Origin of the sequence: Streptomyces griseomycini (assembly GCF_014203535.1) — a bacterium.
Taxonomy (GTDB): Bacteria; Actinomycetota; Actinomycetes; order Streptomycetales; family Streptomycetaceae; genus Streptomyces; species Streptomyces griseomycini.
The window spans coordinates 286,811-297,934 of sequence record NZ_JACHJI010000007.1 but is presented as its reverse complement, the minus strand read 5'-3'; the positions used below and the strand labels follow the sequence as shown (position 1 = coordinate 297,934).

General features: G+C 71.3%; 12 protein-coding genes. 6 read left to right on the top strand and 6 right to left on the bottom strand.

The window, feature by feature from the left end; translation table 11 throughout:
- Positions 1–106: 106 nt before the first annotated feature.
- Positions 107–865, top strand: a complete 759-nt coding sequence (locus tag FHS37_RS21540) for a calcium-binding protein (protein WP_184823737.1) — start codon at positions 107–109, stop codon at positions 863–865.
- A 12-nt stretch (positions 866–877) separates the two neighbouring features.
- On the opposite strand, the gene FHS37_RS21535 is transcribed toward FHS37_RS21540, so the two are convergent.
- The gene (locus FHS37_RS21535) at positions 878–3,271 is read right to left on the bottom strand and encodes an HAD-IC family P-type ATPase (RefSeq protein WP_184823735.1); all 2,394 of its coding nucleotides are present in this window, start codon (positions 3,269–3,271) and stop codon (positions 878–880) included.
- Between the two features lie 119 nt (positions 3,272–3,390).
- The gene (locus tag FHS37_RS21530) at positions 3,391–3,690 is read right to left on the bottom strand and encodes a DUF2530 domain-containing protein (protein ID WP_184823733.1); all 300 of its coding nucleotides are present in this window, start codon (positions 3,688–3,690) and stop codon (positions 3,391–3,393) included.
- Between the two features lie 180 nt (positions 3,691–3,870).
- Between FHS37_RS21530 and FHS37_RS21525 the strand changes: the two genes are divergently transcribed.
- Both FHS37_RS21525 and FHS37_RS21520 read left to right on the top strand, forming a co-directional pair.
- On the top strand, positions 3,871–5,322 hold the full coding sequence (locus FHS37_RS21525; protein WP_184823731.1) for an NCS2 family permease: 1,452 nt from the start codon (positions 3,871–3,873) through the stop codon (positions 5,320–5,322).
- Between the two features lie 171 nt (positions 5,323–5,493).
- Positions 5,494–5,838, top strand: a complete 345-nt coding sequence (locus FHS37_RS21520; protein ID WP_184823729.1) for a DUF1330 domain-containing protein — start codon at positions 5,494–5,496, stop codon at positions 5,836–5,838.
- Here the strand turns inward: FHS37_RS21520 and FHS37_RS21515 are convergent.
- On the bottom strand, positions 5,823–6,005 hold the full coding sequence (locus tag FHS37_RS21515) for a ribbon-helix-helix protein, CopG family (protein WP_184823728.1): 183 nt from the start codon (positions 6,003–6,005) through the stop codon (positions 5,823–5,825). The two genes, FHS37_RS21520 and FHS37_RS21515, sit on opposite strands and share 16 nt — an antisense overlap.
- Positions 6,006–6,159: 154 nt before the next feature.
- On the opposite strand from FHS37_RS21515, the gene FHS37_RS21510 reads away from it, so the two are divergent.
- Together FHS37_RS21510 and FHS37_RS21505 are read left to right on the top strand one after the other, a co-directional pair.
- Entirely contained in the window at positions 6,160–6,597 is a 438-nt protein-coding gene (locus FHS37_RS21510; RefSeq protein ID WP_184823726.1) for a MarR family winged helix-turn-helix transcriptional regulator, read from the top strand.
- 28 nt (positions 6,598–6,625) lie between these two features.
- Positions 6,626–7,993: an MFS transporter gene (locus FHS37_RS21505; RefSeq protein ID WP_184823724.1), complete on the top strand. Its 1,368-nt coding sequence runs from the start codon at positions 6,626–6,628 to the stop codon at positions 7,991–7,993.
- 15 nt (positions 7,994–8,008) lie between these two features.
- Here FHS37_RS21505 and FHS37_RS21500 read toward each other — a convergent pair whose 3' ends face one another.
- A complete protein-coding gene (locus tag FHS37_RS21500; RefSeq protein ID WP_184823722.1) occupies positions 8,009–8,596 on the bottom strand; it encodes a Uma2 family endonuclease in 588 nt (195 codons plus the stop codon).
- Positions 8,597–8,690: 94 nt separating this feature from the next.
- On the opposite strand from FHS37_RS21500, the gene thpR reads away from it, so the two are divergent.
- Positions 8,691–9,263: an RNA 2',3'-cyclic phosphodiesterase gene (gene thpR / locus FHS37_RS21495; RefSeq protein ID WP_184823720.1), complete on the top strand. Its 573-nt coding sequence runs from the start codon at positions 8,691–8,693 to the stop codon at positions 9,261–9,263.
- 132 nt (positions 9,264–9,395) lie between these two features.
- Here thpR and FHS37_RS21490 read toward each other — a convergent pair whose 3' ends face one another.
- Positions 9,396–10,388, bottom strand: coding sequence for an aldo/keto reductase (locus tag FHS37_RS21490; RefSeq protein WP_184823718.1), 993 nt, complete (start codon positions 10,386–10,388; stop codon positions 9,396–9,398).
- A 30-nt stretch (positions 10,389–10,418) separates the two neighbouring features.
- Positions 10,419–10,859 carry a Uma2 family endonuclease gene (locus FHS37_RS21485; RefSeq protein WP_308439468.1) on the bottom strand — a complete coding sequence of 147 codons (441 nt, stop codon included), beginning with the start codon at positions 10,857–10,859 and terminating at the stop codon, positions 10,419–10,421.
- Between the last annotated feature and the right edge of the window lie 265 nt (positions 10,860–11,124).

Below are 11,124 nucleotides of genomic sequence, written 5' to 3'. Positions count from 1 at the left end.
TCTGATCCTGCGAGTCAACAGACTCCACGATCACTTGGGCCCCGCGCCGACGACGAGCCGTGGGGAACGACCAGAGCCGGGGCCCCTTTCTCCACCTGGGGAACGCATGCGTATCCGAGCCACCGTGGCCGCCGTCTCCGGCGCCCTGGCCCTGTCCGCCCTCGCCGTCCCGTCCGCGCACGCGGACGGCGGGTACGGCGACACCACGATCACCAAAGTCGTCGTCGACGGGGACAACAAGGTGTCCGTGGGCACCTCCCACCCGAAGACCATCAAGGTCAGCGTGACGGCCAAGGACAACTCGGGCATCAAGGGCGCCGAGGAGTTCACGCTGAAGGGTCCCGACCACGGCTACTTCGTGACCGGCAAGCCGAGCTGCACGAAGGTCGGCTCCACCACCTCCACCTGCACCGCCTCGGTGCTTGTGGACCCGAAGGTCGACTACCTCTACAACACCAACGCCGGTACCTGGTACGTCGACGCGTGGATCGACGCCAACGACGACGACTTCGTGTGGGAGTCGAAGGCCGGCTCCTTCAAGTTCCAGCGTGCCTCGAAGCTCACCGCCAACGCCTCGCCGGAGCCCGTGAAGAAGGGCAGGACCATCACCGTCACCGGCAAGCTGTCCCGGGCCAACTGGGAGACCGGCAAGTACGCGGGCTACACCAACCAGCCCGTGAAGCTGCAGTTCCGCAAGAAGGGCTCCAGCACGTACACCACGGTGAGGACCCTCAAGACCAACTCGACGGGCAGCCTGTCGACCACGGTCAAGGCCTCCACCGACGGCTACTTCCGCTACTCCTTCGCGGGCACCTCGACCACCCCGGCCGTCAACGCCGCCGGTGACTTCGTCGACGTGAAGTAAGGGCGCCGGGCGCTAGGCGGGAAAGCGGCGGTCCACCCACTTCCACAGGAACTCCAGGGCGGCCGCCGCCGCCACCGCGACGCCGACCGCGATCCACGGCACCGTCATGCCGACCAGCCTCAGCGCGAAGAACTCCTGGAGCCACGGCACGACCAGCACCACCAGGAACACCGCCCCCATCGCCGCCACCAGCGCGACCCGCCACCAGGTGTAGGGGCGGGCGACGATCGCCAGCACCCACATCGAGATCAGGAACAGCGTCAGCGTCGCCGCGCTCGTCTCCGCGTCCAGCGCGCCCGCGCCGCTGTAGTGCTCCCGGGCGACCAGATACGTCGCGAAGGTCGCCAGCGCGGCCAGCACCCCGCCCGGGACCGCGTACCGCATGACCCGCCGCACGAAGTGCGGCCGCGCCCGCTCCCTGTTCGGGGCGAGGGCCAGGAAGAACGCCGGGACGCCGATGGTGAGCGTGGACAGCAGGGTGAGGTGGCGCGGCAGGAACGGGTACTCCACCTGCGAGCACACCACCAGCACCGCCAGCAGCACCGAGTACACCGTCTTCACCAGGAACAGCGTCGCGACCCGGGTGATGTTGCCGATCACCCGCCGCCCCTCCGCCACCACCGACGGCAGCGTGGCGAAGCTGTTGTCCAGCAGCACGATCTGCGCCACCGCCCGCGTGGCCTCCGAGCCGGAGCCCATCGCCACCCCGATGTCGGCGTCCTTCAGCGCCAGCACGTCGTTCACGCCGTCGCCGGTCATCGCGACCGTGTGGCCGCGCGACCGGAGCGCGCCCACCATGTCCCGCTTCCGCTGCGGGGTGACCCGCCCGAACACCGTGCCCCCGTCCAGCGCCTCGGCCATGCCGTCCCGGTCGGCGGGCAGCCGGCGCGCGTCGACCGTCGTCCCGCTCAGCCCCAGCTTGGACGCGACGGCCCCGACCGAGACCGCGTTGTCGCCGGAGACGACCTTGGCGCGGACGTCCTGCTCGGCGAAGTAGCGCAGGGTGTCGGCCGCGTCCGGCCGCAGCCGCTGCTCCAGCACCACCAGCGCGGCCGGCCGGACGCCCTCGGCGACCCCGGGGTCGTCCAGCTCGCCCCCGGCACGGGCCAGCAGCAGCACCCGCAGCCCCTGCTCGTTCAGCCGGCCGGTCTCCTCCAGCGCCGGGTCGTCGTCGGCCAGGAGCACGTCGGGCGCCCCGAGCAGCCAGGTGCCGCTCTCCCCGTCGCCCTCGGTGAAGGTGGCGCCGCTGTACCTGCGGGCCGAGGAGAAGGGCAGGCACTCGGTGCAGCGCCAGTCCTCGGGGTCCGGGAAGGAGTCGATGATCGCCCGCAGGGAGGCGTTGGGGCGCGGGTCGGCGGTGCCGAGCGCGCCCAGCACCTTGCGCACGTGGGCCTCGTCGCCGTCGCCGAGGACCCGCAGGCCGGTGACGTCCATGCCGCCCTCGGTGAGGGTGCCGGTCTTGTCCAGGCAGACCGTGTCGACGCGGGCCAGTCCCTCGATCGCCGGGAGCTCCTGCACCAGGCACTGCCTGCGCCCCAGCCGGATGACGCCGATCGCGAAGGCGACCGAGGTGAGCAGCACCAGCCCCTCGGGGACCATCGGCACGATGCCGCCGACCGTGCGGGCGACCGAGTCCTTCAGCTCGGTGTCCTTGACCACCAGCTGGCTGATGATCAGTCCGATCGCGGTCGGGACCATCATCCACGTCACGTACTTGAGGATCGTGGAGATGCCGGAGCGCAGTTCGGAGTGGACCAGCGTGAACCGGGACGCCTCCTCGGCGAGCCGGGCCGCGTACGCCTCGCGCCCCACCCTGGTCGCCTGGAAGGAGCCGCCGCCCGCGACCACGAAGCTGCCGGACATGACCCGGTCCCCCGGCCGCTTCACCACGGGATCGGCCTCGCCGGTCAGCAGCGACTCGTCGACCTCCAGCCCGTCCGCCTCGGCGCACACCCCGTCGACGACGACCTTGTCGCCCGGTCCGACCTCGATCAGGTCGTCCAGCACGATCTCGGAGGTGCCGACCTCGGCGGCCACCCCGTCCCGCCGCACCGTGGGCCGCACCTCGCCGATCAGCGCGAGGGAGTCGAGGGTCTTCTTCGCCCGCCACTCCTGGATGATGCCGATGCCGGTGTTGGCGAGGATCACGAAGCCGAACAGGCCGTCCTGGACGGGCGCGACGGCCAGCATGATCACCCAGAGCACGCCGATGATCGCGTTGAACCGGGTGAGGACGTTCGCGCGGACGATCTCGACCAGGGACCGGCTGCTGCGCACCGGCACGTCGTTGACCTGCCCGCGCGCCACCCGTTCGGCCACCTCCGCCGAGGTCAGCCCGGTCACCGGGGAGGTGATCGCGGCGGGGTGCACCGCATCGACCTGGGCGCCCGCGTCGAGATGCGTCATGCATTCGACGGTACGTGCGGTTCCGCCGCTTCACCCGTGCGTGCGCGGAGGTTCCGGCCCGGGGAGGACGGCCGTGGCACCCCGGCCGTACGGAGGCCGCGGGCCGGTGCCCGGGCGGGTCAGTCGGCGGTCGGTGCGGGGGAGTGGCCGGTCGGCTGCGCGGTCCGCCCGGCCTCGGCCCGCGCGCGCTCGATCGCGGCGTCCCGCTTGCGGACGTACCAGATGCCGATGAACCCGAGCCCGCCGCCGGCCAGGCACGTCCACAGCCACCAGGTGTGGCCGTGCTCGTCGAACCAGCCGTAGAACGGCAGCTGCACCAGGAAGAGGACGAACCAGACGATCGTGCCGCCGGTGATGGTGGCGACCACGGGGCCCTCCAAGGGCTCCGGCGCCTCGTGCTTGGGGGTCCACTTCGCCATGGGAACAGCTTACGAGGGGTGGCGCGCGTGAGGTGCGCCGCACCGGGCGCGCGGATCTACGCGCGGAGATGGAATCGGAGCCGTTATATGTTCATACTGAATCCGTTTGTCTCTGACCGCTTTCCTTCGTAGAAAACACCAAAGGGCTTTGGGGGAAGCCCGCCGGTGATGAGGTCCCGCATGTCCACGTCGGCCCCCGCCAAGGCCCCCCTGCCCGATCAGCCGGGGTCCGGGCCCGCGCCCGGCGCCCTCGACCGCTACTTCAAGATCTCCGAGCGGGGCAGCACCCTGTCCCGCGAGGTCCGCGGCGGTTTCGCCACCTTCTTCGCGATGGCCTACATCATCGTGCTGAACCCGATCATCCTGGGCAGCGCGAAGGACATGTACGGCAACCAGCTCGACAACGGTCAGCTGGTCACCGCGACCGCCCTGACGGCGGCGTTCACCACGCTCCTCATGGGCGTCATCGGCAACGTCCCGATCGCGCTGGCCGCGGGCCTGGGCGTGAACTCGGTCGTCGCGCTGCAGCTCGCGCCGCGCATGGCGTGGCCGGACGCCATGGGCATGGTGGTGCTGGCCGGCTTCGTCGTCATGCTCCTGGTCGCCACGGGTCTGCGCGAGCGCGTGATGAACGCCGTCCCCTACGGCCTGCGCAAGGCCATCGCCATCGGCATCGGCCTGTTCATCATGCTGATCGGCCTGGTCGACGCCGGGTTCGTCTCCCGCATCCCGGACGCCGCCCACACCACCGTCCCGCTCCAGCTCGGCGGCACCGGTCACCTCACCGGCTGGCCGGTCCTCGTCTTCGTCCTCGGCGTGCTGCTCACGCTGGCGCTGATCGTGCGCAGGGTGCCCGGCGCGATCCTCATCTCGATCGTCGCGATGACGGTCGTCGCCGTGCTCATCGAGGCCATGGCCGACATCCCCTCCTGGGGCCTGACGACCCCCAAGTGGCCCGGCAACCCGGTCGCCACCCCCGACTTCGGCCTGATCGGCGAGGTCAGCCTGTTCGGCGGCTTCGAGAAGGTCGGCGTGCTGACCGGCATCCTGTTCGTCTTCACCGTGCTGCTGTCGTGCTTCTTCGACGCGATGGGCACGATCATGGGCGTCTCGGACGAGGCCAAGCTGACCGACGCCCAGGGCCAGATGCCCGGCGTCAACAAGGTCCTGTTCATCGACGGCGTCGCGGTCGCCGCGGGCGGCGCCAGCTCCGCCTCGGCCACCACCGCGTTCGTGGAGTCCACGGCCGGTGTCGGCGAGGGCGCGCGCACCGGCTTCGCCAACGTCGTCACCGGCGGGCTGTTCGCGCTGGCGCTGTTCCTCACGCCGGTCGCCACGATGGTCCCGTCCCAGGCGGCCACCCCGGCGCTGATCGCGGTGGGCTTCCTGATCCTGGCGGGCTCGGTCAAGGAGATCGACTGGGCGGACCACACGATCGCCGTCCCGGCCTTCGTGACGATGGTGATGATGCCGTTCACCTACTCGATCACCAACGGCATCGGCATGGGCTTCATCACCTTCGTGGTGATGCGCCTGGCGGCCGGGCGCGGCCGGGAGGTCCCGGCGGCGATGTACGCGGTGTCGGCGGTCTTCGCCTTCTACTACCTGATGCCGGCCCTGGGCCTGACCTGATGCCGACACTGGGCATGACCTGATCCGGCCTGCCCCGGTCCGGCCCGGCCGGACCGGGGCAGACCGCGTCCGCCGGGGCGGTGCCCGCGTGTCCGCGAGATCATCGACCCCGGCGCCCCGGTGTGCCACGATCCGGTGGAGCACGGAACCCCGACCGACCGGAGGAGCACGATGCCCGCCTACGCCATAGCCCACCTGCGGGATGCCGCCGCGCACCCGGAGATCGCCGAGTACATCGAGCGCATCACCGCCACCTTCGAGCCGTACGGCGGCCGCTTCCTCGTCCACGGCGCGCAGCACGAGGTGAAGGAGGGCGACTGGCCCGGGCACGTCGTGCTGATCGGCTTCCCCGGGATCGCCGAGGCGCGGGCCTGGTGGGACTCCCCGGCCTACCGGGAGATCGCACCGCTGCGCTCGCGGCACATCGAGGGCGACGTCATCCTGGTCGAGGGCGTGCCCGAGGACTACGACCCGGCCCGCACCGCGCAGGCGGTACGGGATCAGGTGACGCCGTAGAACTTCTCCGTCTCCTCGACGGCGGTCTGGAACCGCTGGTCGAAGTCATCGCGCATGAGCGTCCGGACGACGTAGTCCTGGACGCTCATGCCGCGTCTGGCGGCATGGTGCCGGAGCCGCTCCAGCAGCTCGCGGTCCATGCGCAGGCTGAGCACCTCGGTCCCCATGGCACGAGCGTTGCCGCATTCTTCGGTGCGGTGTACCGCGTTCCGTGGATTGATCACCCGTATGAGTGGTCTCGGACACCCGTGACCGGAGTCACGGGCGCCGGCGCCCGCCCCGAGTGGTCCTTAGCGAGAGTAATGAGTTACGCTAACGAACATGCCGGACCTCAGCCATGGCGACGACGCAGCCGCCGTGAACGCCCTCCGCTCCGCCGTGATGCGGCTGTCCCGTCGGCTCAAGCACCAGCGGGTCGACGAGTCGCTCAGCCCCACCGAGATGTCGGTGCTCGGCACCCTGGCCCGCTGCGGCCGGGCCACCCCGGGTGAACTCGCCCGCAAGGAACACGTCCAGCCGCCCTCGATGACCCGCATCGTGGCCCTGCTGGAGGCCAAGGGCCTGGTCCGGCTGGAGCCGCACCCCGACGACCGGCGCCAGAAGGTCGTGACGCAGACCGAACAGGCCGAGGCGATGCTCGAGGAGAGCCGCCGCAAGCGGAACGCGTTCCTGGCGTCGCTGGTCGAGGGGCTCGACGAGGACGAGTGGGCGAGGCTCCGCGCCGCCGCCCCCGTGCTGGAGAAACTCGCGCACCTGTAGGAAAGCCGCAGCTAGGAGGCGAACCCCTTTGAGTACGGGACCCGGAGCAGCTTCCGTCCCCGCACCTGACCCCCACGACAAGCCGACCGCCCCCGACACCGCCACCCGCCGCACGTCCTCGATGTTCTCCTCGCTGAGGATCAGGAACTACCGCCTGTTCTTCCTCGGCCAGGTGGTCTCCAACATCGGCACCTGGATGCAGCGCATCGCCCAGGACTGGCTGGTGCTCAGCCTCACCGGCTCCGCCGCCGCCGTCGGCATCACCACGGCCCTGCAGTTCCTGCCGATGCTGCTGTTCGGCCTGTACGGCGGCGTCCTCGTCGACCGCCTGCGCAAGCGTCCCACGCTGATCGTCACGCAGGTCGCGATGGCCCTCACCTCGGTCGTGCTCGCCGTCCTCGTCCTGACCGACCGCGTCGAGGTCTGGCACATCTACGTCGCCGCCTTCGCCCTCGGCCTCGCGACCGTCGTCGACAACCCGGCCCGCCAGGCCTTCGTCTCCGAGCTGGTCGGCCCCGGCCAGCTGCAGAACGCGGTCAGCCTGAACTCCGCGAACTTCCAGTCCGCCCGCCTGGTCGGCCCCGCCGTCGCGGGCCTGCTGATCACCGGCGTCGGCACGGGCTGGGCGTTCCTCCTCAACGGCCTGTCCTTCGTCGCCCCGCTCGCCGGCCTGCTGCTGATGCGCGCCCGCGAGCTGCACGCCGTCGAGCGCGCCCCGCGCGGCAAGGGGCAGCTGCGGGAGGGCCTGCGCTACGTCGCCGGACGCCCCGACCTGCTCTGGCCGATCGTCCTGACCGGCTTCGTCGGCACCTTCGCCTTCAACTTCCCCGTCTACCTGTCGGCCTTCGCCGACGACGTCTTCCACGGGGGCGCGGGCGCCTACAGCATGTTCAACACCCTGATGGCGGTCGGCTCCCTGGCCGGCGCGCTGCTCGCCGCCCGGCGCGGCACGGCCCGGCTGCGGCTGCTCGTCCTGGCCGCGCTGGCCTTCGGCGCGCTGGAGATCCTGGCCGCCGGGGCTCCGGAGCTGTGGATGTTCGCCCTGCTGATGATCCCCGTCGGCCTGTTCGCGATGACGGTCAACGTCACCACGAACACCAGCATCCAGATGTCCACCGACCCGGCCGTGCGGGGCCGCGTCATGGCCCTGTACATGATGGTCTTCCTCGGCGGCTCGCCGGTCGGCGCCCCCGTCGTCGGGTGGGTCACCGACACCTACGGCGCCCGGGTCGGCCTCGCGGCGGGCGGCGCGGTCGCGATGGCCGCGGCGGCCGTGATCGGCCTGGTCCTGGCCAGGGTCGGCGGGCTGCGCCTGTCGGTCGGCTGGCACCGGGGGCACCCGCGGGTGCGGTTCGTGCCCAGGGAGCGGCAGGAGGCGCTGGCGCCGGTGGCGTAGGGGGCGGCCGCCCGGTCAGTCGCGGGGGAACTCGTCGGTCCCGAGGACCAGGCCGACGGCCGTCCCGGTCAGGTCGACCTCGATGCCGAAGTCGTAGCGCGCGGTGCCGCGGTACGCGCCGTCCTTCGGCAGGGTGTGCAGGTGCCACTCGCCGGTGTACGGGTCGACGATCAGGTACACCGGCACGCCGGCGGCGGCGTACGTGTCCTTCTTCGGCCCGTAGTCGTTGCCGGCGGTGCTCCTGGAGATCACCTCGGCGACGAACGCGACGTCCTCGCAGCGCCACAGCCCCTTGGCGTTCTTCTCCGCGCCCTCGGCCATCAGGGTCACGTCGGAGGCGAAGCCGTTGAGGTGCCCCGGGTAGTCGATGCGGACGTCGGACTTGACGCGCCCGCGCGGGTACTTCGCGCGCAGTTGCTCGACGATGTCCAGGACGATCTCCCAGTGGGTGTCCCGCTGCGGCGTCATGAAGATGTGGCCCCCGACGATCTCGGTCCTGTACCCCTCGGGGACGGGCATCTTCTCCAGCCACTCGAACATCCTGTCGAGCGTGAGTGCGTCGCCGCTCTCGGCCATCTGGATCCTGTCTTCGGGGACGGTCACCGTGGCGCTCCTCCCCGGCCGCGCTCCGGACGAGTGCGGCCGCGCGGTACAACGATACGCACGGTGACGGGGTCACGACCGGCAGACTGGACGCATGAGACTCTTCGCCGCCGTGCTGCCCCCCGAGGACGTCACCCGGGAGCTCGCCGCCGAGGTGGCCCTGCTGAGGAAGCTTCCCGGCGCCGACGGCCTGCGCTGGACCGGCCGGCCCGGCTGGCACTTCACGCTCGCCTTCTACGGCGAGGTCGACGACGGGCTCGTCCCCGGGCTGACCGCCCGCCTGGAGCGGGCCGCGTCCCGTACGGAGCCGTTCGAGCTGGCGCTCAGCGGCGGCGGCCAGTTCGGGCACGGCAGGGCCCTGTGGACCGGTGCGGACGGCGACCTGCGCACGATGCGCCTGCTGGCCGACCGGGCCGAGGCGGCGGCGCGCAAGGCGGGCGTGCCGATGGGGGAGCACCGCCGCTACAAGGCCCACCTGACGGTCGCCCGCAGCCGGGACGGCGTCGACACCCGGCCGCACCTGGAGGCGCTGCACGGCTTCCGGAGCCGCACCTGGACCGTGGGCGAGCTGGCGCTGGTGCGCAGCAACCTGCCGAAGTCGGGAGTGCCGGGCGAGCAGCCCCGCTACGAGGCGGTCGCCCGCTGGCCGCTCGGGACGTCCGGTTAGGCTCGTGGGCGTGGACCCGAAGACCCGTAACCGGATCATGGCCGGTGCGCTCGTGCTGATGTTCGTGGTGGTGGCGCTGGCGGCGGCGCTCGGAAAGTAGCGCCGCCGCCCGTCACCGCGGCGTGCCCGCCGCTACCAGGCGAAGGCCTCCGGGGACGGCCCGGGGCCCGGGAAGATCTCGTCGAGCGAGGCCAGCAGCTCCTCGCCCAGCTCCAGCTCGACCGCCCGCAGGGCGCTCTCCAGCTGCTCCGCGGTGCGCGGGCCGACGATCGGGCCGGTCACGCCGGGCCGGGTGAGCAGCCAGGCCAGGGCGGCCTCGCCGGGCTCGACGCCGTGCTTGTCGAGCAGGTCCTCGTACGCCTGGATCCGCGCGCGGCCGGCGGGGTCGGCGAGCGTCTCGGCGGCCCGTCCTGAGGCGCGGCGCACGCCCTCGGCCTCCTTCTTGAGCACCCCGCCCAGCAGACCGCCGTGCAGCGGCGACCAGGGGATGACGCCGAGCCCGTAGTCCCGCGCGGCCGGGACGACCTCCATCTCGGCGCGGCGCTCGGCGAGGTTGTACAGGCACTGCTCGCTGACCAGCCCGATGGTGCCGCCGCGCCGGGCCGCGATCTCGTTGGCCTGGGCGATCTTGTAGCCGGGGAAGTTGGAGGAGCCGGCGTAGAGGATCTTGCCCTGCTGGACCAGGACGTCGACGGCCTGCCAGATCTCCTCGAACGGGGTGGCGCGGTCGATGTGGTGGAACTGGTAGAGGTCGATGTACTCGGTCCGCAGCCGCTTGAGGGAGGCGTCCACGGCCCGGCGGATGTTGACCGCGGAGAGCTTGTCGTGGTTGGGCCACGCCTCGCCGTCGGCGCCCATGTTCCCGTACACCTTGGTGGCGAGGACGACCTTGTCGCGCCGGTCGCCGCCCTTCGCGAACCAGTTGCCGATGATCGACTCGGTGCGGCCCTTGTTCTCGCCCCACCCGTAGACGTTGGCGGTGTCGAAGAAGTTGATGCCCGCGTCCAGCGCCGCGTCCATGATGGCGTGGCTGTCCGCCTCGTCGGTCTGCGGACCGAAGTTCATCGTCCCGAGGACGAGGCGGCTGACCTTGAGTCCGGTGCGTCCGAGCTGTGTGTACTTCATGAACGCCTAGCCAACGGCCTGGAGTGCGCTCTAGGCAAGGGGGGTCACTCGTGGGGGAAGTCGCCGGTCCTGAGGACGAGGCCCACAGAGGCCCACATGGGTGGCCGTCATGTCGACCTCCCCGCCGTGGTCGACGGACGTGTCGCTCACGTAGGTGCCGTTCCTGGGGTGGGTGAACAGGCGGCACTTGCGGGCACAGGGATCGGCGGCCAGGTAGACCGGCACCTCTGCGAGGGCGTACGCGGTCCTCTCGGGGCCGTAGTCGTTCCGCGCCGTGTCCTTCGGGACGACTCCGGCGACGAACTCCACGTCCTCGTAGCGCCACCTGACGCTGTCGTCCTTCTGCGCTCCGTCCCCGGTCTTCGCCCCGTCCGGGCAGAAACCGTTCCGGGGGCCGGGGAAGTCGATGCGGACGTCCGAGAACAGCGTGGCCTGCCGCCCGAAACGGCCCTCCGGGGCCCAGAGGATCACGCGAATGGTTTCCCGGCGGATGTCCCGCTGCGGCGCCGTGGAGACGGCCCCCCGACGATTTCGACCTCGTGTCCCTCGGGGACGGGCATCCTCTCGAGTCGCTCGGACATTTCGTCGAGTCGGCGCGTGTCGTCGCTCTCGGCCATCGCGGTCCTGTCTTCGGGGACGGTCGTCGTGGCGCTCCTCCCCGGCCACTCCACGGACGAGTGCGACCGCGCGGTACGACGATACGCACGGTGATCAGGGCACGGGGCGGGGCGCACAC

Excerpts from the sequence above, each read along its gene's own strand:
- FHS37_RS21525 (WP_184823731.1), top strand. The coding sequence starts at position 3,871 with ATGTCCACGTCGGCCCCCGCCAAGGCCCCCCTGCCCGATCAGCCGGGG.
- FHS37_RS21515 (WP_184823728.1), bottom strand. The coding sequence starts at position 6,005 with ATGGGGACCGAGGTGCTCAGCCTGCGCATGGACCGCGAGCTGCTGGAG.
- FHS37_RS21535 (WP_184823735.1), bottom strand. The coding sequence starts at position 3,271 with ATGACGCATCTCGACGCGGGCGCCCAGGTCGATGCGGTGCACCCCGCC.
- FHS37_RS21510 (WP_184823726.1), top strand. The coding sequence starts at position 6,160 with ATGCCGGACCTCAGCCATGGCGACGACGCAGCCGCCGTGAACGCCCTC.
- FHS37_RS21520 (WP_184823729.1), top strand. The coding sequence starts at position 5,494 with ATGCCCGCCTACGCCATAGCCCACCTGCGGGATGCCGCCGCGCACCCG.
- FHS37_RS21490 (WP_184823718.1), bottom strand. The coding sequence starts at position 10,388 with ATGAAGTACACACAGCTCGGACGCACCGGACTCAAGGTCAGCCGCCTC.
- FHS37_RS21540 (WP_184823737.1), top strand. The coding sequence starts at position 107 with ATGCGTATCCGAGCCACCGTGGCCGCCGTCTCCGGCGCCCTGGCCCTG.
- FHS37_RS21530 (WP_184823733.1), bottom strand. The coding sequence starts at position 3,690 with ATGGCGAAGTGGACCCCCAAGCACGAGGCGCCGGAGCCCTTGGAGGGC.
- thpR (WP_184823720.1), top strand. The coding sequence starts at position 8,691 with ATGAGACTCTTCGCCGCCGTGCTGCCCCCCGAGGACGTCACCCGGGAG.